The 21,725-nt window shown below is 63.8% G+C and carries 23 protein-coding genes; 10 read left to right on the top strand and 13 right to left on the bottom strand.

Features of this window, described 5'->3' with window-relative positions; all coding sequences use genetic code 11:
• The first annotated feature begins 69 nt into the window (after positions 1 to 69).
• Together lepA and VSX77_RS04245 are read left to right on the top strand one after the other, a co-directional pair.
• Positions 70 to 1,893, top strand: coding sequence for a translation elongation factor 4 (gene lepA / locus VSX77_RS04250; RefSeq protein WP_338426421.1), 1,824 nt, complete (start codon positions 70 to 72; stop codon positions 1,891 to 1,893).
• A gap of 43 nt (positions 1,894 to 1,936) precedes the next feature.
• Positions 1,937 to 2,590 carry a GNAT family N-acetyltransferase gene (locus VSX77_RS04245; protein WP_338426420.1) on the top strand — a complete coding sequence of 218 codons (654 nt, stop codon included), beginning with the start codon at positions 1,937 to 1,939 and terminating at the stop codon, positions 2,588 to 2,590.
• Between the two features lie 205 nt (positions 2,591 to 2,795).
• Here the strand turns inward: VSX77_RS04245 and VSX77_RS04240 are convergent, their stop codons facing one another.
• From VSX77_RS04240 to VSX77_RS04230, 3 genes are all read right to left on the bottom strand, one after another.
• The gene (locus tag VSX77_RS04240) at positions 2,796 to 3,071 is read right to left on the bottom strand and encodes a hypothetical protein (protein ID WP_338426419.1); all 276 of its coding nucleotides are present in this window, start codon (positions 3,069 to 3,071) and stop codon (positions 2,796 to 2,798) included.
• 169 nt (positions 3,072 to 3,240) lie between these two features.
• Positions 3,241 to 3,540, bottom strand: a complete 300-nt coding sequence (locus tag VSX77_RS04235; protein WP_338426418.1) for a DUF1153 domain-containing protein — start codon at positions 3,538 to 3,540, stop codon at positions 3,241 to 3,243.
• 2 nt (positions 3,541 to 3,542) lie between these two features.
• Complete coding sequence (locus tag VSX77_RS04230) at positions 3,543 to 3,923, bottom strand: hypothetical protein (RefSeq protein WP_338426417.1); 381 nt, start codon at positions 3,921 to 3,923, stop codon at positions 3,543 to 3,545.
• Positions 3,924 to 4,055: 132 nt separating this feature from the next.
• Between VSX77_RS04230 and mnmA the strand changes: the two genes are divergently transcribed.
• From mnmA to VSX77_RS04205, 5 genes are all read left to right on the top strand, one after another.
• On the top strand, positions 4,056 to 5,204 hold the full coding sequence (gene mnmA, locus VSX77_RS04225) for a tRNA 2-thiouridine(34) synthase MnmA (protein ID WP_422397280.1): 1,149 nt from the start codon (positions 4,056 to 4,058) through the stop codon (positions 5,202 to 5,204).
• Between the two features lie 51 nt (positions 5,205 to 5,255).
• Positions 5,256 to 5,681 carry a hypothetical protein gene (locus VSX77_RS04220; protein ID WP_338426416.1) on the top strand — a complete coding sequence of 142 codons (426 nt, stop codon included), beginning with the start codon at positions 5,256 to 5,258 and terminating at the stop codon, positions 5,679 to 5,681.
• 84 nt (positions 5,682 to 5,765) lie between these two features.
• Entirely contained in the window at positions 5,766 to 6,458 is a 693-nt protein-coding gene (locus VSX77_RS04215) for a DsbA family oxidoreductase (protein WP_338426415.1), read from the top strand.
• Positions 6,459 to 6,580: 122 nt separating this feature from the next.
• On the top strand, positions 6,581 to 6,820 hold the full coding sequence (locus tag VSX77_RS04210; protein ID WP_338426414.1) for a DUF2171 domain-containing protein: 240 nt from the start codon (positions 6,581 to 6,583) through the stop codon (positions 6,818 to 6,820).
• A 121-nt stretch (positions 6,821 to 6,941) separates the two neighbouring features.
• Positions 6,942 to 8,531, top strand: coding sequence for a sulfatase-like hydrolase/transferase (locus VSX77_RS04205; RefSeq protein ID WP_338426413.1), 1,590 nt, complete (start codon positions 6,942 to 6,944; stop codon positions 8,529 to 8,531).
• A gap of 291 nt (positions 8,532 to 8,822) precedes the next feature.
• Here the strand turns inward: VSX77_RS04205 and VSX77_RS04200 are convergent, their stop codons facing one another.
• A complete protein-coding gene (locus VSX77_RS04200) occupies positions 8,823 to 9,281 on the bottom strand; it encodes a hypothetical protein (RefSeq protein WP_338426412.1) in 459 nt (152 codons plus the stop codon).
• Here VSX77_RS04200 and VSX77_RS04195 point away from each other — a divergent pair.
• Positions 9,280 to 10,011 carry a hypothetical protein gene (locus VSX77_RS04195; RefSeq protein ID WP_338426411.1) on the top strand — a complete coding sequence of 244 codons (732 nt, stop codon included), beginning with the start codon at positions 9,280 to 9,282 and terminating at the stop codon, positions 10,009 to 10,011. The two genes, VSX77_RS04200 and VSX77_RS04195, sit on opposite strands and share 2 nt — an antisense overlap.
• Positions 10,012 to 10,128: 117 nt before the next feature.
• Here the strand turns inward: VSX77_RS04195 and VSX77_RS04190 are convergent, their stop codons facing one another.
• Together VSX77_RS04190 and VSX77_RS04185 are read right to left on the bottom strand one after the other, a co-directional pair.
• Positions 10,129 to 10,749 (bottom strand): hypothetical protein, encoded by a 621-nt coding sequence (locus VSX77_RS04190; RefSeq protein WP_338426410.1) that lies wholly within the window; start codon positions 10,747 to 10,749, stop codon positions 10,129 to 10,131.
• A 317-nt stretch (positions 10,750 to 11,066) separates the two neighbouring features.
• Positions 11,067 to 11,306 carry a GIY-YIG nuclease family protein gene (locus VSX77_RS04185; RefSeq protein ID WP_422397279.1) on the bottom strand — a complete coding sequence of 80 codons (240 nt, stop codon included), beginning with the start codon at positions 11,304 to 11,306 and terminating at the stop codon, positions 11,067 to 11,069.
• A 232-nt stretch (positions 11,307 to 11,538) separates the two neighbouring features.
• Between VSX77_RS04185 and VSX77_RS04180 the strand changes: the two genes are divergently transcribed.
• Entirely contained in the window at positions 11,539 to 12,075 is a 537-nt protein-coding gene (locus tag VSX77_RS04180; RefSeq protein ID WP_338426409.1) for a hypothetical protein, read from the top strand.
• 216 nt (positions 12,076 to 12,291) lie between these two features.
• Entirely contained in the window at positions 12,292 to 12,588 is a 297-nt protein-coding gene (locus VSX77_RS04175; RefSeq protein WP_338426408.1) for a hypothetical protein, read from the top strand.
• Positions 12,589 to 12,702: 114 nt separating this feature from the next.
• On the opposite strand, the gene VSX77_RS04170 is transcribed toward VSX77_RS04175, so the two are convergent.
• From VSX77_RS04170 to VSX77_RS04140, 7 genes are all read right to left on the bottom strand, one after another.
• Positions 12,703 to 12,933 (bottom strand): hypothetical protein, encoded by a 231-nt coding sequence (locus VSX77_RS04170; RefSeq protein ID WP_338426407.1) that lies wholly within the window; start codon positions 12,931 to 12,933, stop codon positions 12,703 to 12,705.
• Positions 12,930 to 13,196: a hypothetical protein gene (locus VSX77_RS04165; protein WP_338426406.1), complete on the bottom strand. Its 267-nt coding sequence runs from the start codon at positions 13,194 to 13,196 to the stop codon at positions 12,930 to 12,932. Before VSX77_RS04165 ends, VSX77_RS04170 begins: the two co-directional genes overlap by 4 nt.
• Positions 13,189 to 13,458 (bottom strand): DUF4160 domain-containing protein, encoded by a 270-nt coding sequence (locus VSX77_RS04160; RefSeq protein WP_338426405.1) that lies wholly within the window; start codon positions 13,456 to 13,458, stop codon positions 13,189 to 13,191. The genes VSX77_RS04165 and VSX77_RS04160 overlap by 8 nt, the downstream gene beginning before the upstream one ends.
• 88 nt (positions 13,459 to 13,546) lie before the next feature.
• Positions 13,547 to 14,611 carry a ribonucleotide-diphosphate reductase subunit beta gene (locus VSX77_RS04155; protein WP_338426404.1) on the bottom strand — a complete coding sequence of 355 codons (1,065 nt, stop codon included), beginning with the start codon at positions 14,609 to 14,611 and terminating at the stop codon, positions 13,547 to 13,549.
• Positions 14,612 to 14,728: 117 nt separating this feature from the next.
• On the bottom strand, positions 14,729 to 16,666 hold the full coding sequence (locus VSX77_RS04150; protein WP_338426403.1) for a ribonucleoside-diphosphate reductase subunit alpha: 1,938 nt from the start codon (positions 16,664 to 16,666) through the stop codon (positions 14,729 to 14,731).
• Between the two features lie 861 nt (positions 16,667 to 17,527).
• Entirely contained in the window at positions 17,528 to 19,798 is a 2,271-nt protein-coding gene (locus tag VSX77_RS04145; RefSeq protein WP_338426402.1) for an EAL domain-containing protein, read from the bottom strand.
• Positions 19,799 to 19,968: 170 nt separating this feature from the next.
• Entirely contained in the window at positions 19,969 to 21,711 is a 1,743-nt protein-coding gene (locus VSX77_RS04140) for an acyl-CoA dehydrogenase (protein ID WP_338426401.1), read from the bottom strand.
• Positions 21,712 to 21,725: the final 14 nt, after the last annotated feature.

The following is a 21,725-nucleotide window of genomic DNA, read 5'->3' as shown; positions in this document are numbered from 1 at the left end:
AAGCCCGCGGCGCCGGCCGGGGCGCCCGTTCCTGCTGACAGCCGCGCTTTCCCCTGCTAACGGCGCGCCATGACCACGCCCTTGTCCCACATCCGCAATTTTTCGATCATCGCGCATATCGACCATGGCAAGTCGACGCTCGCCGACCGGCTGATCCAGTTCACCGGCGGGCTCACCGCGCGCGAAATGTCGGCGCAGGTGCTCGACAATATGGACATCGAAAAGGAACGCGGCATCACGATCAAGGCGCAGACGGTGCGCCTGAAATACACCGCCAAGGATGGCGAGACCTATCAGCTCAACCTGATGGACACGCCGGGGCACGTCGATTTCGCCTATGAAGTGTCGCGGTCGCTCGCGGCGTGCGAGGGCGCGCTGCTCGTCGTCGACGCGGCGCAGGGGGTGGAGGCGCAGACGCTGGCGAACGTCTATCAGTCGATCGAGCACGACCATGAAATCGTGCCGGTGATCAACAAGATCGACCTGCCCGCCGCCGACGTCGACAAGGTGAAGGCCGAGATCGAGGACATCATCGGCCTGCCCGCCGACGACGCCGTACTCGCGTCGGCCAAGGCGGGGATCGGCATCGAGGAATGCCTCGAGGCGATCGTGACCAAGATCCCGCCGCCGAAGGGCGACGCCGCGGCGCCGCTACTCGCGATGCTCGTCGACAGCTGGTACGACCCCTATCTGGGCGTCGTCATCCTCGTCCGCGTCGTCGACGGCGTCTTGAAAAAAGGACAGCAGATCAAATTCATGCAGGCGGGCACCACCCATTTGATCGACCGCGTCGGCTGTTTCACCCCGAAGCGCGAGGAACTGACCGAGATTGGCCCCGGCGAGATCGGCTTCATCACCGCGCAGATCAAGGACGTCGCGCAGGCGCGCGTCGGCGATACAGTGACCGACGCCAAGAAACCCGCCGCGGCGCCGCTGCCGGGGTTCAAGGAAGTCCAACCGGTCGTCTTTTGCGGCCTCTTCCCGACCGACGCGAACGACTTCGAGAAATTGCGCGAGTCGATCCAGAAGCTCCGCCTCAACGATGCGAGCTTCTCGTTCGAGATGGAGAGCAGCGCGGCGCTCGGTTTCGGCTTCCGCTGCGGCTTTTTGGGGCTGCTGCATCTGGAGATTATCCAGGAGCGGCTGACCCGCGAGTACGACCTCGACCTCATCACCACCGCGCCGTCGGTGGTCTATAAGCTGAAGCTCAGCCACACCAAGAATGAGGCGGCGAAGGAGATCGAGCTCCACAACCCCGCCGACATGCCCGACCCCAACCGCATCGACGAGATTGAGGAGCCGTGGATCGAGGCGGTGATCTACGTCCCCGACGACTATCTCGGCCCGATCCTCAAGCTCTGCCAGGATCGCCGCGGGGTGCAGAAGAATTTGACTTATGTGGGCGGCCGCGCGCAGATCACCTATGAACTGCCGCTCAACGAAGTCGTGTTCGACTTTTACGATCGGCTGAAGAGCATCAGCCGCGGTTATGCGTCGTTCGACTATCACCAGATCGGCCACCGCGCCGGCGATCTTGTGAAGATGAGCATCCTCGTCAACAACGAGCCCGTCGATGCGCTGTCGATGATCGTCCACCGCGGTTCGGCCGAAAGCCGCGGTCGCGGCATGTGCGAGCGGCTGAAGGACCTGATCCCGCGCCACATGTTCAAAATCCCGATCCAGGCGGCGATCGGCGGCAAGGTGATCGCTCGCGAAACCATCGCCGCGCTGCGCAAGGACGTGACCGCCAAATGCTACGGCGGCGACGCGACCCGCAAGAAAAAGCTGCTCGAAAAGCAGAAAGAGGGCAAAAAGCGGATGCGCGAATATGGGAATGTGAACATCCCGCAGGAGGCGTTTATCGCCGCGCTGCGGATGGGTGACGACGGATAACGCAGAGGGTCGGTATTTCTGTCCCGCTGATCGGGAGACTGCGATGACCGGGACGGGCAGGCAGGTGACTGGGCAGGCCGACGGCGCGCGAGGCGGCCGACGGATCGAAGATGTCGTGATCCACAGCCGGCTCAACGACGGAACCGCGGTCTGCCTGCGCGCTATCACCCCCGACGACGGCCCGCTGATCCGCGACGGCATTGCTAAGCTGTCGGCCGAATCGCGTTATCTGCGCTTTTTCTCCCCTGCATCGTCGCTGCCTGATGCGGTGATCGAGCGCCTTGTCGATGTCGACGGGCATGACCATATCGCATGGGGCGCGATTTGCAGTTCATGTCCCGACCGGCCCGCGATCGGCGCTGTCCATGCGGTGCGGCATCGTCACGACGGACCCGTTGGCGAATTTTCGGTGGCTGTCCTCGACGCGTTTCACGGCAAGGGGCTCGCCCGGATGATGACGGCCGCACTGCTCGTCCATTGCCTGGCCGAGGGGTTGGTCGAGCTCGAGATCCATATGCTGTCGGAAAACGCCGCCGCGCGGCGCCTCGTCAAAATGCTCGGTGCTGGCTGGGCGGGCGAAACGGCGGGGGTTGCCGAATATCGGCTCGACGTCGCCGCGGGACTCGCTGCGCTGCGCGCCGACGCCGATGCGCCGGGCGTTTGCGACATTTTGGCTGCGTTCGAGGCGCGAATATAGTCCCTCCCGCCGCCCCGGGTCGCTGAGGGCGACGGGAGGGTGGTCCGCGAAACTTACCGCTGAAAGCGTGTTCCCGTCCCGAGCGTTGCGTTAACCCTGATCGGCGAGCGCCGCGGTGATGGCGATCACACATCTGGACAGAGGCGCACGAAAAAAGGGCGCCGGAATCGACCGGCGCCCTTCCTGCCCTTAGGGGAGGCAGCCCTTACTTCTTCTGGGTATCGCCGACGCCGGTTTCGGACGGAGCGATCTCGCCATTGTCGTCCATGGCGTTGGCCTTTTCCTCGCCCATTTCCTCGACGACGTCAGCCTTTTCTTCCATGGCTTCCTTTGCAGCGCCCTCGGGCATGGCGTCGGCCTGCTCGTCGATCGCTTCGGCCTGGGCTTCGGCCTGATCCTCGACCTTGTCGGCCGCGGGGCTCTGGCAAGCGCCGAGTGCGAGGGCCGAGGTGGCGGCGAGGGTGATGAACATTTTGCGCATATTGAGTGACTCCCAAAGTTGACTCGGGGGCTTAACGCCGGGTGAACGAGAGGGTTGCAATAAAATCGACACTCTTATCGAATTGCTTGAAAATCGTTGCGTTCAGGCCGCGACGCAAAAAAAAGGGCGCCCAGTGGCGCCCTTTTGTAATCTGGTTCGGTCCCGCAAATCAGAAGCGCTGCTGGCGCTCATACAGATCGCGGTAATGTTGGATGCGCGTGACGCGCAGCCCCGGCATGCCGCTGCGATCGATCGACCGCTGCCAGCTGGCAAATTCCTCGAGCGTTAGCCCATAGCGTTCGCACGCCTCGTCGACGGTCAGAAGACCGCCGTTCACTGCCGCGACGACCTCTGCCTTGCGGCGAACGACCCAACGGGTCGTCGTCGACGGGGGCAGCGAGTCGAGCGTGAGCGGTTCGCCCAAGGGGCCGATGACCTGTGCGGGCCGGATTTTCTGATTCTCGATCATGCTCATTCCATATTTTCGAAATCGGATGGGGGTGTTTCCGACGTCTCCGGCTCTAGATCGGAGGGGCTCAACATCGGCTGAAATCCTCTGGTAAACGGAGCGTTCATAGTTTCCGGCAAGCCGTTTGCCTGGGCCGACAAGTCGAAAAAACGAACGACGCGGGGGGCATTTTGTTCCGTTGCGGGCCGGTTGCCGCACAAAATGCGCCGGAGGCTTTTAAGCTTTGCGGCGTGGTTTTCGCGCTGCGCCCAATTCTGAAGATGTCGCACCGTCGGCGACGCTCCCTGCCGCGCACTGGACACCGCCCGGATGATGTCGAAACCGGGCGCCGACAGCCGGGCAGCACCGGCGATACGGGGAAGGTCGGAGGGTACGATGTTCATGGGACTCGTCTAACCCACAGGGCCTAAGGTCCCGTAAATGCCGGTTTCAGCACCTGTTAGCGAAGCTTAACCCGCGTCAATATATTGACAGGCACGGCGGAAAAGCTGGCATTTTTCGTGCTGCATCCCTAGATGGCGCCGACCATGATCGACAGTTTGCCCTCCCCCGCCGGGCTTGCCCAGGCCGACTTTCAGCTCGCGGGCGCCATGAAGGACCGGCGAATCGTCGTCGCGATGTCGGGCGGAGTCGACTCGAGTGTGGTCGCTGCGCTTGCTGCGCGATCGGGCGCGGAAGTGATCGGTGTGACGCTTCAGCTCTATGATCATGGAGCCAAGGCGAAGCGCGTGGGTGCCTGTTGTGCGGGGCAGGATATTCGCGACGCGCGCGCCGTCGCCGACCGTTTGGGTTTCGCACATCACGTCCATGACCATGAAAGCCGTTTTCGCGACACGGTGATCGACCAGTTCGCCGACGAATATCTGAACGGCCGGACGCCGATTCCGTGCGTGCGTTGCAACATGGGGGTGAAGTTTACCGACCTGTTCCACCTCGCAAGAGAATTGGGTGCGGACTGCCTTGCAACCGGCCATTATGTCCGCCGCGTCATGGGCGCTAGGGGTGCCGAACTGCACCGCGCCATCGATCCGGCGCGCGACCAGAGCTATTTTCTTTTCGCAACGACGCAGGAACAGCTCGACTTCCTGCGCTTTCCGCTCGGCGGGCTGGAAAAGAGCGTGGTCCGCGAAATCGCCCGCGACCTTGGCTTGGGCGTCGCGGGAAAGCCCGATAGTCAGGACATCTGCTTCGTACCCGATGGCGACTATGCAACGCTGGTGCGTAAGCTCCGCCCTGACGCCGATGATCGGGGCAACATCGTTCATATCGACGGCACGGTGCTCGGCACGCACAAGGGCCTCATTCATTATACCGTTGGGCAGCGACGCGGGATCGACATCGGCGGACAGGCTGAGCCGCTCTACGTCGTGCGGCTCGATGCGGAAAAGAAACAGGTCGTCGTCGGGCCGCGGCACGCGCTTGCGGTGTCGGGAGCGCGGATAGGCGAAGCGAACTGGCTGGACAGCGTTGAAGCGCGGGAAGTTCTGGCCAAGGTGCGCAGCATGGCAAAGCCCGTTCCGGCGCGCGTTATCGGCGACCGGCTGCACTTCGCCGCCCCTGAATATGGTGTCGCTCCAGGACAGGCGGCGGTACTCTACGACGCTGGCAATCCATCGCGCGTACTCGGCGGCGGCTGGATCGAAGAAACGTTCGCGGCGGAATAGTTTGAATTTTCCCCGTCGATCGCGCAGCCTTCCCGACAAGGGAGAACGATGATGATCAATTGGGTCTTGCGCGGCGCTGTCCTGCTCTGGGCGATGTTTTTTGCCATCGTGGGTGTCCGCGGGCTGTTCGATCCCGCGAGCTATGGCGAAACTTTCGGCATATTGGTCGAGGGCGTTGCAACGAACACGATCCGCGCCGATCTGTCGGCCTTCTTCCTCGTTGCGTCGGGCGCCGCCGCCATCGGCGCGCTGGTACCCGGTTGGGTGCGCGCGTTGCTGGTCCCTGCTGCGCTTTATGGAACCGCGTTCCTGGGCCGATTGTTCGGCATGGTGAACGGTGACCCGGTGAATTCAGCTATCGTGCAGGCGATGATCATCGAGGCGCTGACGCTTCTTCTGATGGTGGGCAGCTGGTGGGTGCTGTCGCGACCCGCCGCCGACCGGTTGACGCCACCGCCGGTACCGAATGAGGAATAGAAGGAAGCTGAAACTCGCGTCAGGTCGACAGTTCATTGCCGGCCGCGCGACTGAGCGGCGGCGGATACCGAAAGGACAAGGATAGTGACCGAGCCGCATGTGCCGCGTCTGAGCGTTGACATTGTGTCCGACGTCATGTGCCCCTGGTGCATTATAGGCTGGCTGAAATTCCAGCGAGTGGTGGATCATTTCAGGGGGCGGCTGGATTTTCGCGTCCAGTGGCATCCGTTCGAGCTCAATCCCGACATGCCGCCGGAGGGCGAGGACGCGGCGGCGCATGTGATGCGCAAATACGGCGTCAGCGCCGAACAGAGCCGCGCCAATACGGGGCGTCTCGCCGCAATTGCGGGTGAGCTGGGCTTCGTTTTCAACCGGGGGCCGGACTTTCGGATGCGTAACAGTTTCGACGCGCACCGGCTGCTGACTTGGGCGGGGGCGAGCGAGGCGCCCGACCAGCAAGCGGCAGCCGGCGTGCAGACCGCGCTGAAGATGGCGCTGTTCGCTGCGCATTTTACCGACAATCGCGACGTCAGCGACCATGCCGTGCTCATCGACGTCGCGGCGTCGGTCGGGCTCGATCGCGAACGCGCGGCGGCGATTCTGGCATCAGGCGAGTTTGGGGAGATGGTGCGGACCGAGCAAGGCTGGTGGGCCGACCGGAATATCACCGGGGTGCCCGCTTTCATCCTTGATGGACAGATGCTGGTTCCGGGGGCACAGGATCCCGAGGTGTTCATTCGTGTGATCGAAAAGAAGGTGCTCGGTCTCGTCGCATAGGTGCCGCGCGGTGCGCCGGGCGCCCGCCACGTTTTTTGCGCGGCTCGCCGCGTGGCATGGAGCCGACTCGCGTTCCAAGCTATTGTCGATAGGCTTACCCCCGAGCAAGAAGGAGACGGATGATGGCCGAGCATGACCATAGCGCGATCAAGGAAGATATGACCGTCATCGGCGCCGACGGCGTCCATGTCGGAACGGTGGATCACCTCGACGGCGAACGTATCAAACTGACCAAGGCTGACAGCGGCGATGGCAAGCACCATTACCTTCCCGCCGGGCTGGTTGCCGCGGTCGAAGGCGACACGGTTCGTCTGTCCGCGACCGCCGCAAACGCGATCGATCTGTTCGAGGAAGCCGAATAGGCGGCGAACGCGTTCAACGACGGCGGCGTTTCGGCCGCAGAAGATATGGCCTGCGCCCCGCCACCGCGGCGCGGGCCATTTCTTTGTGATTTTTCAAGGCTCGCGTCCTAAAGCAGCGCCAATGAGGCGAAACAGGACCAAAAGGCGAGCGGCGCGTGGTACAGCCGTCACTGTGCGGCTGCTGGCCGCTGCGTTGCTGTTCGGCGCGGGCTATGCGATCGCAAATCGGTTCCCACTGGTCCACACCGTCGCCTACCGCCTCGCCGCCGGCGACCCGCAGAGCGCGGCAACGGCGTTCCTGTTTCTTGCCCTTCAGGCGGCCGTGTTCCTGGCGGCGCTGTTTGTGTTTTCGCGGCGCCGGGCGGCAATGCTGCTGGTGCTCGCGGGTGCTTCGATGCTCGTCAACATCGGTTATGCGCAGCTCGTTGGCGAACTGCTCGACGCGGGATCGCTTGCCTGGCTGATTGCCGAAGTGCGACAGGCGGGCAATGCCGCGGGCGAGTTCGGCGGCGAATTGCTGTGGGTCGCTGTGCAGGTCGCAGCCGCACTCGCGCTGTTCGTCGCGGCGCGGCGCTTGGCGCGGAGCGCGGTGCCCTGGCGCGGGGGCACCCGCTGGGGCGCCGTGACGCTTGCGCTGCTGATCGCGCCGAGCATCCTTTATCGCCACGCCGCGGTGTGGCCCGAGGGGACCGAGCGCAGCCTTTACGGGCTGGCCATCGACCTTGCGACCGCGCCGCCGCCGCCGCCGCGCGGCGCGGTGGCGATCGTGCCGAACAGCGCGGCGAACGCGCCGCGACATATCGTCTGGGTGATCGACGAAAGCGTTGCCGAAGCGCCCTTCCGAAAGCTGATCGCGCCAAAGCTGGCGAACACGCCGCATGTCGACTTCGGTGTGGCGGCGGCGATGGGGCATTGCAGTGCGCCGGCGCAGGTCGCGTTGCGGTCGGGGGTCGATGTGCGCCGCGTCGGTCCCCGCACCGACCTTCGCCGCACGCCGTCGATCTGGGCTTATGCCAAGGGGGCGGGATACCGGACGGCGATGATCGACGGACAGACGTCGGGGGCGCCGCAGAACCTGCTGTTGCCGCCCGAGCGCGCATTGATCGACGCCTATCGCCCGATGCCCGGCGGGGTCGATACCGACCTGAAAATTGCCGATGCGATCAACCGCGACCTGAAAGGCGAGGTAAAGACCTTTACTTACGCCGTCCTGCGCGGCGTCCACTTTCAGTATCGCGACCATTATCCCGCTGGCGCGATCCCGGCGGATAGCCCTGTCGCGCTGCATTATGCGACGGCGCTTCGCTGGTCGAAGGGCCGGTTTTTCGAACGGCTGCTGGACGGCATCGACCGCGAGCGCGTCGCGATCGTCTATACGTCCGACCATGGGCAAAACCTGACGCCCGGCGCACTGCCGCATTGTAGCGCCGAGGCGGTGGCCGACGAGTTTCGTGTACCGCTGCTCGCGTTTCTTCCTCCGCGGATCGCGGCGCGCTATGCCGATGCGCCGCTCGGGGGGCATTCGGTGAGCCAGATATTTCCCGCGACGCTGATCTGGATGGGATATGACGCGGCGGCGGTAACGGCGCGATACGACAATGATCTGTCCGAGCGCACAGCGCGTTTTGTTTGGTTCGGACGGACGGTGATCCCCACCGGCGGTGATGCGGCGATCGACGTCACCGCGGGATCCAAATTTCCGGGGGAGTGAGGAGCCGGTCCTTCCGGTTGCCCCGGCCCGTGCGGGGGGCTGTGTGTCGGGCCGGGGCCGGGGGAAAGCCGGTGATGATCGACAGGGAAACGCGGCTTGAGGGACATGGTTTCGCGCCGCCCGGCGTCGATGCGACGGACGGGCGCGCGCGAGCGACGAGCGGTCGCCGCAACCCAAAGCCGACGCGGGTGAGGGCGCAAAAGGTTGCCCAGAACGGCGAAAGGGAGCCGGTATCCCGGCTCCCTCCCCGATCGCAGGCGCGATGCGGTCTCGGTGTAAGGGGTCGGCGGATCAGCCCGCGTCGGCCGATGCGGCGGCGCGCGCCTCGATCGACGCCGCGGGCAGCTTGGTCACCAGCCCGTGCGTGCGGCCGACCGCGCCGTGGTAGATGGACGCGAGCGGCACATTATAGAGCTTGCCGCCGCGGACCACGACCGCGGTGTCGCCCTCGATGCTTTGCACCGTGCCGACGCTGTTGCCCTTATTGTCGCGGATTTCGGCGCCCGCACGCACCTGTTCGCGGGTGGCGAGCGTCAGATTGGTGGAGTCGACCGCATTATTGACGGTGCCGTCGACGCGGTCGACCGTCTGGCCGACGCGGTCGGTGACAGTGCCGACCGTGGCGCCGGGATCGACCGCGACATTGCCGCCGACGTTGACGTCGGCGACGCCGCCGGGGACGAGCTGGGCGAGGGCAGGCGCGGCGGCAAGTGCGGTGCCGACCGCCAGCAGGGTGAGCGATTTGTGCATGATAATCTCCTTTTTCAGCGGTCCGTTGCCGGACGTGGGTGAGCGGGAGACGCACGGGCGCGCGACGATGTTGCGCGCCGCGGCGCATCGCTGCGGCGAATTGCGGGCGCGGCGCGACGAGCGGCGCGGCGGCAGGCAGCAGACAGCAGACGGCGGGCGGCAGGCGGCCGGGCCGCGACGATGGGGGCTGGCCCGCGGCGGCGGGGCTGCTATGGCCGGGGCGATGAAGCCTGTGGGATCGCGAAGGGTGGTGCTGGGCCGGCTCAAGGCCAAGCCGTTGCTGGTGGGGCAATTGCTGTGCGCGATCGCCGCCGCGGCGCTGGTGCTGCGGCAGGCGATGCCGGTGTGGGACGACGGCGCGGGGGCGGTGGTGCGCGCGCTGCTGTTCGGCAATCTGCTGGTCAGCGCCGCGATCGTCGCCGCGCTCGCCGGCCTCGCCGCCTTTCACCGCGCGTGGCGCCGGCGCGATGCCTATATCTGGCACGACGGTGCGACGCTGTATCGCGGCGGCGGCGAGCGCTGGCCGCTGGCGCTGGTCCGCGAGGTTGTGGTGGCCGAGAATGCGCTGGGCATCGCGTCGCTGCGGCTGGTCGTCGACGATGACAGCGAGGTGACGCGCGAGCTGGTGAAGCTGTACCTGCTGGCCGACACGCCCGAGGCGGTGCGCGGCGGGGTGATGTTCGCGGTGGCCGGGGTACGGGGCTTTCCGGCGGGGTCGGTGATGAACTGACCCGATCGCGAGCCTGCCGCCGCGCCAAAGTTCAGTAAAGGTCAGCCCGTCGGCGCCCCGCTGTCTGGCAAAGTTCAGGGAAAGTCAGCCCTGGCCGCACCCCCGCTTTGCCAAAGTTCAGCGAAGGTCAGCCTCGTCGCGCGCCGCGGCGCCGGGGGGCGGGGCGGCGGCCGCGAACTCGCCCGGCGCCATCAGCGCCGCGGCCGCGGGTGCGGGCGCGGCGGGCGGCGCGGGGTGGAGGTGGACCAGCGCCTCGGCGACCGGGGTCGCGGCGGGCGGGGGCGCCGCGTCGCGTTCGCGGAACCGGTCGGGGGCGTAGGCGCGGAGCAGGAACATCAGCAAGCGGTCGCTGTGGCGCAGGCGGCGGCCGACGGGGTTGCCGTCGCGGTCGAACACCGGCTCTTCGCTGCCGACGATCGCGCGTTCGAAGGCGGTATCGAGCAATTTCTTCGACGCCGTATCGATCGCCGCGCTCCATGCACGGTCGAACGCCGCGGCGTCGGGCGAGCGGCGCAGGCGATAGGCGGAGGATTCGGACATGCCGACGCGCTGCGCCGCGGTGACGACCGAGCCGGTATCGGCCAGCGCCTCGATAAAGGCGCGTTGCTTGGCGGGCGACCAGCCATCCTTGCGGGGCTTTTTGAGGACGGGAACCCAGTCGTAGGCGGCCGGATCATGGCCGTGCGCGTCGCGGGCGGGAGTGGGTTCGGGGGCGGGCGTGGGGAGAGTGTTGCTCATTGGGCAGTATGGAACATAAAGCGAACAAGTAGGAAAGCGTTTTTTTTTTGGGGGGTGGATCGGGGTCTGGGGGCGTGTTTGAGTGCCGGGTGGTTTGAAGGTCGGGCGCTGGTGATTTTGATTTCACACAAAGGCGCGAAGATCCCCCCTCTTCGTCATGCCGGACCCTTCGACAAGCTCAGGACAGGCTTGATCCGGCATCTATGCGGCGCCGCTGGAATGGATCCCGGATCAAGTCCGGGATGACGAGGGAGGGGGAAGCGGCGGCAACCCCAATTCCTCCGCCAAATCGCGCCAATCGGGGTTCGCCGCCTCGATCAGCTCGATCTTCCACTTGCGCTGCCAGTTCGCGTCTCGCGCGTGATCGCGGCGTGCATCGTCCCGGCGAGTTTGAACCAGACGAGCGTTTTGACGCCATAGCCTTTAGTGAAGCCGTCGAAGCTGCCGTCGCGATGCTGGCAGATGTGCTGGATCAGGTGCGAGGTGACGCCGGTGTAGAGCGTGCCGTGCCGCGCGCTCGCCATGATATAGGCGCATGGCTGGAAGTCGGCGTGCATGGGGTGGAGGCTAGGGCGGCGATGGACCCCGGACCGGGGGTGACGAAGGTCGGGTCGCGACGGTCCTTTTGCGCCTCCTGCGTAGTTGGATTTGACGCCATCATCATATGTTCCCTTTACGTTCCCATTCCATGCGTACTTGACGCCAAATTCACGTTAGCCGCAGATTTCCGTTGGCGGGCCGGTTACGTTCCGCTATACGTCAGCAGACGTCAGGAAGCAGGGAATCTCGATGGACGCGGAGATCATTAACCGGATGCGTGAAGAAGAGGCGGCTCTTATGGAGAAGCTTCGCGCCGTTCGGAATGTACTGATCGCCTATGGAGAACGCCCTCTCGATCCGTCCGCAGCCCCCAAGTCTGCTCCGGCGAAGGCTGCTCCTGCTCGTGAAAAGGTCGAGATCACTGGCTATGGTGCCTATCATCGTAAAAGCGTTGCTCTCGCGATGATGGCGATGGGAACCTCTGCTGGTCCCGTCAAATCTCGACAACTGGTTCAGTTCATAGAAGCCATGGGCCACGAGATCACAGGAAAGGACAAGATCAACGCGCTGGGTGCTCTGCTCTCCAGAAGTGTAGATATACAGAGCCACGGAAAAGTGGGCTGGACTCTTATAGATCGCGAAAAGGGTATTCAGATCGCGCATCAATATAGTGGTCTGAAAGAGAAAGAGCCGACTAGCGAAGCTGTCGGCTCTGTCGCCGGAGAGGCAGGCGCACCACCGCCAGCCGATCCTTGGAGAAACCCTCAATCGTCCCCCACCGGGTAGAAAGAGAGAAACCCTATGTGGCAGGCCGCTTTGTTAGATTAACCAACTAGGAGGACTGCGCCGGAGAAAACCGGCGCAGTCTGACTAGCATGGAGAGCGAGACTCGTCTAGTCGGATTGCGGGAATCCACGCTTTTCGATGGGAGTTCGTATGACCTTAGTTCCGATGCGTTCCGGGGGGAGGAACCGGGCGCCGGTCAATAGAAGGACCAATCGAGTGTACGCAATTGCGTATGATCTAAACGCCGAAGCGGCCGTAAAGTATGGTGCATGGGATAAAATTGCCCGTGTTCTGACACAGTACGGTTTTCATCGGCAGCAGGGGTCCGTGTTTTACGGTACGCCTGACACAAGCGCTTCCACTTGCTTTAAAGCGGTGCTGGAACTGCACGACAAGTTTCCTTGGTTCTGGGAAGTGGTCCGCGACATGCGGATGCTTCGTATCGACGAGGAAGATGACTTGCTTGCCGTAGTCCCCCGGCGATTGCGCTTTGATCGCGAGGAAGCTGCATAATAGGGGCCGTCCGCTTGGCGCAGTGCTTATTGCAATCCTGACCGGGCGGACGGCTCTACCCTATTCGGTATCATCCTGACTGCCGTCTAGTTCAGGCGGGACTGCTTTCAATCCTCAAACCGAAAACCCGCCCGAGTTCCGCCGGTTCGAGCTGGCCGCGAGCACCTTCTTGCCTGTCGGGGTCAGCGCCCACTTCGCGCCCTGCTTGACGACGAGCCCCAGCGTGACGAGTTCGTCGCGGACGGGATCGGTGGGGAGTTGGGGGCGGCGGTTCGACAGGCCTTCCAGGCAGGCGCGCTGCGGCTGGCTGAGGATCAGGAGTTTCTCTTTTTTCTTTTCGGTCATGCGGCTTTCCTGTGCAGCAGGCCCGCTTCGGCCAATTCTTCGTGAAGCGTCCATGGTGCGAGTTCGAGGCCGTTGGGCCACGCCAGCGCGCCGGCCTCGATAAAGGCGCGGGCGAACTGATCGGGTTGGAGCAGAGGGGTCGTCAGCACGGTCGGGCGACCGGCGAGCAGCGGATAGGCGTCCCATATGCCGAAGCTGCCGTCCGAGAAGGACAGTTTCAGACGATGCTCGCCCGCTGCTTCGATTGCCGTAATCTTAATCATCCAAATCCGCTCCCGCGATCATTTCCATGGGTAACAGATCGATACCGCGCTGCCAATTGGCGTCCAGTTCGTCGCGGTGGCGTTCGGCCCAGTCCTGTACGATCCGCAGCGCCTTTTTGGGCAGCGACCCCGCCCTGACACCGCCGTCGGCAATGCGGATCAGTGCCTCAAAACCCTGATAGCTGGCGTGGAAATGGGGCGGCGCATGATCGTGGTGATACATGCGGATAATGATGCCGAAGAAGAGCGAGATGACCGGCATATCGTTGTCCCCTTGCGGCCCACCCCGCTGCAACTAGCGGGCAAGCCCGCAAGTTTCGCTGCCCCTCCCGCTTGCGGGAGGGGATATGTCACTCCGCGGCAATCCCCGCTTTCGCGAACATATCCTCGCCGTCGGTTTCGGCGGCGGGGGTCGCCGCGCCGTCGTCGTTGGCCTTGGCTTTCTTGCGGTTGTCGAAGCTGGACCAGACGGTGTTCCAGTCGCCGCGCGTCGCGCCCTTGCTGTACTCGGTCGCGCGGGTTTCGAAGAAGTTGGCGTGCTCGACGCCGTTCAGCAGCGGGGCGAGCCAGGGGAGGGGATGTTCGTCGATCATGTAAATCGGCGGGAACCCCAGCTGGCCGAGGCGCCAGTCGGCGATGTAGCGGATGTAGCGCTTGATCTCCTTCGGCGTCATGCCGGGGACGGGGCCCTGTTCGAACGCCAGGTCGATGAACGCATCCTCGAGCCGCACCGTTTTCTGGCAGGTGTCGATGATGTCTTCCTTCACCGCCTTGGTCAGGCAGCCGCGTTCCTTGGTGAAGGTGTGGAACAGCTTGATGATGCCTTCGCAGTGGAGGCTTTCGTCGCGGATCGACCAGCTGACGATCTGGCCCATGCCCTTCATCTTGTTGAAGCGCGGGAAGTTCATCAGCATCGCGAAGCTGGCGAAGAGCTGCAAGCCCTCGGTAAAGCCGCCGAACATCGCGAGGGTGCGCGCGATGTCCTCGTCGGTTTCGACGCCGAAGGTGCCCATATAGTCGTGCTTGGCGCGCATCTCGTCATATTCGAGGAACATGCCATATTCGCTCTCGGGCATGCCGATGGTGTCGAGCAGGTGGCTGTACGCCGCGATATGCACCGTTTCCATGTTGCTGAACGCGGTCAGCATCATCTTGATCTCGGTCGGCTTGAACACGCTGCCGTATTTTTCGTGGTAGCAATCCTGCACCTCGATATCGGCCTGGGTGAAGAAGCGGAAAATCTGCGTGAGCAGATTGCGTTCATGGTCGCTGATCTTCTGCGCCCAGTCGCGGCAATCCTCGCCCAGCGGCACTTCCTCGGGCACCCAGTGGATCTGCTGCTGGCGCTTCCAGAAATCGAATGCCCAGGGATATTCGAAGGGCTTGTAGGTCTTGCGGGCTTCTAACAACGGCATGGCGGCTATCCTCGGGCTTTTTCTTTGTCATCCCTGCGAAAGCGGGGACCCAGTGTTGCGTAACCCCGCCCTGGGTCCCCGCTTTCGCGGGGACGACAGGAGGGGGGGAGTGCGGCCCTATTGGCAGGCCAGGCACTCGTCGTAATCGGTGGTCGCGAGTTCGAACTTCGCGGCCTCGGGCGTGTTGTCGGCCTCGACCCCGCCCGCGAAGCCGGCGCGCTGGACCGACTTGCTGCGCAGATAATAGAGCGATTTGATGCCGAGTTCCCACGCGCGATAGTGGAGCATGAGCAGGTCCCATTTCTCGACGTCGGCGGGGATGAAGAGGTTCAGCGACGCGGCCTGATCGATATAAGGCGTGCGGTCGGCGGCGAGTTCGAGCAGCCAGCGCTGGTCGATCTCGAAGCTGGTCTTGTAGCAGTCCTTCTCGTCCTGCGTCAGGAAGTCGAGGTGCTGGACGCTGCCGCCGCGTTCGAGGATCGAGTTCCACACCGCGTCGCTGTTCTTCGCCTTGTCGACGAGCAGCGCCTCGAGGTGCGGGTTGCGGATCGAGAAGCTGCCCGAGAGCGTCTTGTGCGTGTAGATGTTCGCCGGAATCGGCTCGATGCACGCGCTGGTGCCGCCGCAAATGATGCTGATCGACGCGGTCGGCGCGATCGCCATCTTGCAGCTGAAGCGTTCCATCACGCCCTGATCGGCGGCGTCGGGGCAGGGGCCGCGCTCGTTGGCGAGCAGCATCGAGGCGGCGTCGACCTGCGCACGGATATGCTTGAAGATGCGCAGGTTCGACGATTTCGCCATCGCGCCTTCGAAGGGCAGGCCGCGCGCCTGGAGGAAGCTGTGGAAGCCCATGACGCCGAGGCCGACGCTGCGTTCGCGGCTGGCGCTATATTTGGCGCGCGCCATTTCGGGCGGGGCGCGGTCGATATAATCCTGAAGGACATTGTCGAGCATCCGCATCACGTCCTCGATGAAACGCTTGTCGCCGTTCCATTCGTCCCAGGTTTCGAGGTTCAATGACGAGAGGCAGCAGACCGCGGTGCGATCGTTGCCGAGATGGTCGCGGCCGGTCGGCAGGGTGATTTCGGAGCAGAGGTTCGAGGTGGTGACCTTGAGGCCGAGATCGCGGTGATGCTTGGGCATCATGCGGTTCACCTGGTCGATGAAGATGATGTAGGGCTCGCCCGTCGCGAGGCGCGTTTCGACGAGTTTCTGGAACAGCGAGCGCGCGTCGACGGTGCCGCGGACGCTGTTGTCCTTCGGCGAACGGAGGTCGAATTCCTTGCCGTCGCGGACGGCCTCCATGAACTCGTCGGTGATGAGCACGCCGTGGTGGAGGTTGAGCGCCTTGCGGTTGAAGTCGCCCGAGGGTTTGCGGACCTCGAGAAACTCCTCGATCTCGGGGTGCGAGATGTCGAGGTAGCAGGCGGCCGATCCGCGGCGCAGGCTGCCCTGCGAGATGGCGAGGGTGAGCGAGTCCATCACGCGGACGAAGGGGATGATGCCGCTGGTCTTGCCGTTGAGGCCGACGGGTTCGCCGATGCCGCGCACCGCGCCCCAATAGGTGCCGATGCCGCCGCCGCGGCTCGCGAGCCAGACATTCTCGTTCCAGGTGCCGACGATGCCCTCGAGGCTGTCGTCGACCGAATTGAGGTAGCAGCTGATCGGCAGGCCGCGGCCGGTGCCGCCGTTCGACAGCACCGGGGTGGCGGGCATGAACCACAGCTTCGAGATATAGTCGTAGAGGCGCTGCGCATGCTCCTGGTCGTCGGCATAGGCGTCGGCAACGCGCGCGAAGAGATCCTGATAGGATTCGCCAGGAAGCAGATAGCGGTCCTGCAGCGTTTCCTTGCCGAAATCGGTGAGGAGCGCGTCGCGGCTCGTGTCGGTGACGATGGCAAAGCGGCGCGCGTGAACCTTGGGCTCGCCGCCGTCGTTCAGCTTAGCGCCCGCCGAATCGTCTTTCGATTCGGTGACCGTCGCAGCGTCATTCTTTGCCAGTTCCATCGTCGCCACGTCGCCCGTCTCCACTCGTTCGCTTTCCCGAAAATCCATCCTGTTCGCCCCCGATCTGACGGCGCACAAGGGTGCGCCTGTTCCCGTCTTGTTCGACTCAGGGCGAAGCCCCGGTCTTAGCATCTTTACCTGTCCGCGTGGGCACTTTTTTGGACGCAAGCAGGGTTTTTCCGGGCCCATATGCGATGGGCGACGGAAATCCGCCACTTTCACCTGATACAATTTCTTGGGGTGCCCCCGTGGTTGACCCACCACCTATAGTGCCACGTCGGCGCTGCGATGCAAGACGATAAATGACAGATCGGGGACTCAACTCGTCGATAATTTGATTCGTCTCGTCGACAGAATTGCAAGCCCGGCGGGCAGAATGCCAGCGTTTCCGGGCTCTATCGGGCGCTTGCGAGAAGCGGCGGCAAAATATGCGATATCCGGCGATGGGTCGATGCGAGCCAGATCAGGCTTGGCCGAGCGTGCCGACGGGCCGGGATGAAGATTGGCCGGTTGCGATCGAAGCTAGCGGTCGCCCCCGCGGAGGCAGGGGCCGATGTCGGTTTACGCGGCGACGCTGGAAAAGGTCGATGGCGGCCCCCGCCTTCGCGGGGGCGACGTTGCGAGGCAAAGTCCGCTCACCCCCAACAAAGCCGCCCGCACCGGGCAGCCGCTAGCGTGGCGGGCAAAAGAAAAGGGCCCCGGCGATGCCGAGGCCCCATTCTCAAAATCGTTTCCGATTAGGCCGAACCGCCACCGCTACCGGTGCCGCCGCCGCCCATAAAGCGCCAAAACCAACCCATGACAAATCTCCTGATAAGACTGCCCATGCAGAACAGTTAACGGAGTGTATACCTTAATTAGTAAGGTAAATCGAGTCTTAACTATAAAAGATTATCGCCATTCTGGCAGTTAGGCCGTGCGGCTGTGCGGGGAGGTTGAAAGCTTCGCGACGAGTTCGGAAAATAATTGTGGTTTTCCAAGGTGATAGCCTTGGCCCACGTCGCAGCCGAGTTGGCCAAGCAGCGCCATTGTTTCAGCATCTTCAATGCCTTCGGCGACCGCGACGGCGCCAAGACGGTGCGCCAGATCGATCGTCGATTTGACGACTTCGCGGTTGCGCTGCGAATCGCGCATCGTCATCACGAATCGCTTGTCGATCTTGATTTCGTCGGCCTCGATCTCGGTCAGATATTCGAGGTTCGACTGGCCAGTGCCATAATCGTCGATCGACAGGCGGATGCCCGTGCGGCGGAGCTGCGCCAGCGTCTGACGCGCCTGCCGGCTGTTTTCGATCTGCGCGGTTTCGGTGATCTCAATCGTCAGCGTCTCGGGCGGCAGGTGGTGCGCGGTGAGCATGACGCGGATCGTCCCGACGAGGTCACTATGATCGAGCAGGCTGGCCGACAGGTTGACCGACATGTTGATATTTATGCCGCGTTCGCGCAGCTGCGCGCCCGAACGGATCGCCTGATCCATCACGAACAGCGTAAGGCGATAGATGTCCTGGCTCTTTTCCGCCTGGACGATGAATTCATCGGGGGGAATCGGCCCGCGCGTCGGATGCGTCCAGCGCGCGAGCGCCTCGACCCCGACGAGCTGCCCGGTCGCGATTTCATACTGCGGCTGGAAGGCGACCCAGATGTCGCCGCCGGTGAGCGCGTCTTCGAGCTGCGAGTGGAACGACAGCTGCCAGCCGGCGTCGTCCTTCTGCCGCGGGGTATATTTGGTCCACAGCGCGCGCGTGCGGATTGCGCGTTCGGCGGCGACGAGCGCAGCGGCGAGCCGCTGGGCGTTCGACCCGTCGAACTCGTCATTGACCCCGAACGCAATCGCGACATCGACGCGGAGCTCGCCGATCGTGAGCGGTGCGTTGAACAATGCGGCAAGACCCGAAAGCTGTCCTTCGATTTGACTGTGCTGATAATAGGGCACGAGCCAGGCAAAGGTGCCGTCGAGGTCGTGGTGCAGCGTCGTGCCTTGCGACGCGAGCTGCAGGCGACGGGTGACCTGTTCGACCAGCTTGCTGATGCCGTCGCCGGGGATGAATGCAGCAAGATCATCGAAATTGACCACTTTCGCGGCGATGACCGTAGCGCTGCCGAACGACGGTTGCGAACGGAGCGCTTCGAAATTGGGCAGGCCCGAAACAGGATTCTCGCGCTGCGCAGAATCGCGGCGCTTTGCGCGGGATACGTTGGCACCGATCGCTGCGAGGTAGAACAGGCTGGCGCCGATCGACAGTGTAACCAGCTGGGTTGAAAGCAGGATCTGGAGAGCAAGAAGGGATGCGGCAACCCCAAGGCTCGCGGCGCCAAACCAGCGACTGCGCTTTTGCAAAAGCAGCGGCAGGACTATGAGTACCGAAATAGCCAGAAGCGGCCACCAGCCCAAATTTATCGGTTCGCCGCGGCGAAGCGTTTCCCCCGCGATCAGATGGATATACGCGCCCGGAACCAGATCGTGGCCGGGGAGATAGTGCTGGTCCTGAAGGCGCGAGGCGGTCGGCGCGAAGATCACATCCTTGCCCGACAACTCGCGGGGGCCAACCGACCCGTCGATAACGTCGATGGCGCTATATTGGCGAATGCTGTCGGTGCGGTAAGAAAAATCGATCCGGAACTGCGACGGCGCGGTCCCGGACTTGTTCGCAAGGGTTGCTGCAAAACTGGGCAATAAGCGCCCTTCGGCCAGATACATGAGCGGCACGTCCCAGACCTGCCAGAACTGGTACTCCCAGGCGATGCTGGCACGTTTGGCCTGCTTGCCGAAGCTTGGGTGGGGAAAAATCGTCACAACCCGGTCGGTGCCCGGTACCGATCGGGTGGGTACACCAAGAACGGCGCGGTCGCCCATATTTCGGACGGCGGTGGCTACGCTTTCCAGGCCGCCATTATTATCGGGTCGTTCATAGTCGAAATCGACAAAGAGACGCTTGGGGTTGGCCCGATCGATCGCCGCGATCAGACGGGCGTGATCGTGGCGCGTAAACTCGCCTCCGCGCGATTGGCGCAACGTGCGATCGTCCACACCGACGACCACAATGTCGCCCGATACATCGCGGTACGCGACGCGGCTTGTCAGCATCGCGATGACACGGTCGGGCAATTCCCCGAATCCACTGATGCCGACGACAATGCTCAGCAGCAGTGACAGCAGGAAAGTGCGCCAGCTGATAATCATTTTTTGCCCGAGTTTCAGCACGCACATCTCCGCCGAATTGGCGGCAATGCCTAGTCTCGAGTGGTTATCATCACGTTAATTATGAATAAAATCCTGCGGTTTTTGGCGTATTTGGCCGCGAAGATGTAAACGTCTGGCGGCCCCCGCCTTCGCGGGGGCGACGCTGCAATTCAGGCGACCGCCGGGAGCACTTCCAGCGCCGCATCGCCGGCCAGCGCCGAGGGGGCGAGGCCGGTTGCGGCGGGGACGATCTGCTCGAGGTAAAAGCGCGTCGAGGCGATCTTGGCGGCCAGGAAATCGCGGTCGCCATTGCCTTCGGCGAGCGCGGCGCGCGCGGCCTGGTGCTGGATCGCCATCAGCCAGCCGCATGTGGCCGTTGCGAGCATGGTGAGATAGGGATAGCTGCCCGCGAGCCGGTCGGCGGTGTTCGCGCCGACCATCCAGTCGGTGACCGCGCGGCAGGCGTCTACCAGCTGCTGCAATTCGGGGAAATCAGCGGCGCCGTGCGCGATGTCGTCGATTAGGCCGCGCACGAGGTCGCCGCCCGCCATGCCGAGCTTGCGGCCGACGAGATCGGCGGCCTGAATGCCGTTAGTGCCTTCGTAGATCGGTGCAATGCGGGCGTCGCGATAATGCTGCGCGGCGCCGGTTTCTTCGATGAAGCCCATGCCGCCGTGGACCTGAATCCCCAGGCTCGCGACCTCGCAGCCGATGTCGGTCGCATGCGCCTTGGCGAGCGGGATCAGAACCTCGGCGCGCATCGCCGCGGCCTCGTCGCCAAGCTTGCCGAAGTCGGTCTGCGCGGCGGCATAATAGACGAGCGCGCGCGCGGCTTCGGTCTGCGCGCGCATCCGCCAGAGCATCCTTTTGACGTCGGGGTGCCGGTCGATCGTCACCGGCCTGCGGTCGGGCGAGCCCGCGAGCGCCGACTGGACACGCTCGGCGGCGAAGCGCTGCGCCTGCTGCGTCGCGCGCTCGCCGATCTGGATGCCCTGGCAACCGATCATCAGGCGCGCATTGTTCATCATCACGAACATTGCGCGCATCCCGCCCATTTCCTCGCCGACGATCTCGCCAAGGCAATCCTCGTCCTCGCCATAAACCATCACCGCGGTCGGCGAGCCGTGGATGCCGAGCTTGTGCTCGATCGAGGCGCAATGGACGCCGTTGCTGATCGTCGGGTTGCCGTGGACATCGAGGCGGTATTTGGGGACGAGGAACAGCGAGATGCCGCGCGTCCCCTCGGGCGCGCCGGGGGTGCGGGCGAGGACGAGATGGACGATATTGTCGGTGAGATCATGCTCGCCGAAGGTGATGAAGATTTTCTGCCCCTTGACCCGGTAGAGGCCTGCGTGCTCGCCCTCAGTAATCTTTTCAGCGATCGAGCGCAGCGCGCCGACGTCGCTGCCCGCGGCAGGTTCGGTCAGGTTCATCGTGCCGTTCCATTCGCCGGTGATCAGCTTGGGCAGCCAGGTCTGCCGCTGCTTCTCGGTGCCGTAGGCCATCAGCGCGTGGATCGCTCCGGGGGTGAGGATGCTGCACAGCGAAAAGCCCATGTTGGCGCTGCCGAGCGCCTCGATCACCACGGTCGCGAGGGTGAAGGGCAGGTCCTGTCCGCCATATTCGCCGGGACCGTCGATGCTGCCCCAACCGGCCTCGACGAACTGTCTATAGGCCTGTTTGAAACCCGGGGGCATGGTGACCTTGCCATCGTCCCATTTGGGATTGTTCGTGTCGCCGACGCGGTTGAGGGGTGCGTAGACGTCGGCCGCGAACTCGCCGATGCCGGCGACGATCGCCTCCACCATGTCGGGGGTGGCAGCGGCGAACCGATCATGCTGCGCCATCGCGTCGATGCGCGCGATATGATTGAGGACGAAAAGCTGTTCGGTGGTGGGCGGCGTGTAGGTCATGCGATGGCCGACTT

The organism is Sphingopyxis sp. TUF1, assembly GCF_036687315.1.
GTDB lineage: Bacteria > Pseudomonadota > Alphaproteobacteria > Sphingomonadales > Sphingomonadaceae > Sphingopyxis > Sphingopyxis kveilinensis.
This window is presented reverse-complemented; position numbering and strand designations above follow the sequence as displayed.

Excerpts from the sequence above, each read along its gene's own strand:
- lepA (WP_338426421.1), top strand. The coding sequence starts at position 70 with ATGACCACGCCCTTGTCCCACATCCGCAATTTTTCGATCATCGCGCAT.
- VSX77_RS04245 (WP_338426420.1), top strand. The coding sequence starts at position 1,937 with ATGACCGGGACGGGCAGGCAGGTGACTGGGCAGGCCGACGGCGCGCGA.
- VSX77_RS04240 (WP_338426419.1), bottom strand. The coding sequence starts at position 3,071 with ATGCGCAAAATGTTCATCACCCTCGCCGCCACCTCGGCCCTCGCACTC.
- VSX77_RS04235 (WP_338426418.1), bottom strand. The coding sequence starts at position 3,540 with ATGATCGAGAATCAGAAAATCCGGCCCGCACAGGTCATCGGCCCCTTG.
- VSX77_RS04230 (WP_338426417.1), bottom strand. The coding sequence starts at position 3,923 with ATGAACATCGTACCCTCCGACCTTCCCCGTATCGCCGGTGCTGCCCGG.
- mnmA (WP_422397280.1), top strand. The coding sequence starts at position 4,056 with ATGGCGCCGACCATGATCGACAGTTTGCCCTCCCCCGCCGGGCTTGCC.
- VSX77_RS04220 (WP_338426416.1), top strand. The coding sequence starts at position 5,256 with ATGATCAATTGGGTCTTGCGCGGCGCTGTCCTGCTCTGGGCGATGTTT.
- VSX77_RS04210 (WP_338426414.1), top strand. The coding sequence starts at position 6,581 with ATGGCCGAGCATGACCATAGCGCGATCAAGGAAGATATGACCGTCATC.
- VSX77_RS04205 (WP_338426413.1), top strand. The coding sequence starts at position 6,942 with ATGAGGCGAAACAGGACCAAAAGGCGAGCGGCGCGTGGTACAGCCGTC.
- VSX77_RS04195 (WP_338426411.1), top strand. The coding sequence starts at position 9,280 with ATGATAATCTCCTTTTTCAGCGGTCCGTTGCCGGACGTGGGTGAGCGG.
- VSX77_RS04200 (WP_338426412.1), bottom strand. The coding sequence starts at position 9,281 with ATGCACAAATCGCTCACCCTGCTGGCGGTCGGCACCGCACTTGCCGCC.
- VSX77_RS04190 (WP_338426410.1), bottom strand. The coding sequence starts at position 10,749 with ATGAGCAACACTCTCCCCACGCCCGCCCCCGAACCCACTCCCGCCCGC.
- VSX77_RS04185 (WP_422397279.1), bottom strand. The coding sequence starts at position 11,306 with ATGCACGCCGACTTCCAGCCATGCGCCTATATCATGGCGAGCGCGCGG.
- VSX77_RS04180 (WP_338426409.1), top strand. The coding sequence starts at position 11,539 with ATGGACGCGGAGATCATTAACCGGATGCGTGAAGAAGAGGCGGCTCTT.
- VSX77_RS04170 (WP_338426407.1), bottom strand. The coding sequence starts at position 12,933 with ATGACCGAAAAGAAAAAAGAGAAACTCCTGATCCTCAGCCAGCCGCAG.
- VSX77_RS04165 (WP_338426406.1), bottom strand. The coding sequence starts at position 13,196 with ATGATTAAGATTACGGCAATCGAAGCAGCGGGCGAGCATCGTCTGAAA.
- VSX77_RS04160 (WP_338426405.1), bottom strand. The coding sequence starts at position 13,458 with ATGCCGGTCATCTCGCTCTTCTTCGGCATCATTATCCGCATGTATCAC.
- VSX77_RS04155 (WP_338426404.1), bottom strand. The coding sequence starts at position 14,611 with ATGCCGTTGTTAGAAGCCCGCAAGACCTACAAGCCCTTCGAATATCCC.
- VSX77_RS04150 (WP_338426403.1), bottom strand. The coding sequence starts at position 16,666 with ATGGATTTTCGGGAAAGCGAACGAGTGGAGACGGGCGACGTGGCGACG.
- VSX77_RS04145 (WP_338426402.1), bottom strand. The coding sequence starts at position 19,798 with ATGATTATCAGCTGGCGCACTTTCCTGCTGTCACTGCTGCTGAGCATT.
- VSX77_RS04140 (WP_338426401.1), bottom strand. The coding sequence starts at position 21,711 with ATGACCTACACGCCGCCCACCACCGAACAGCTTTTCGTCCTCAATCAT.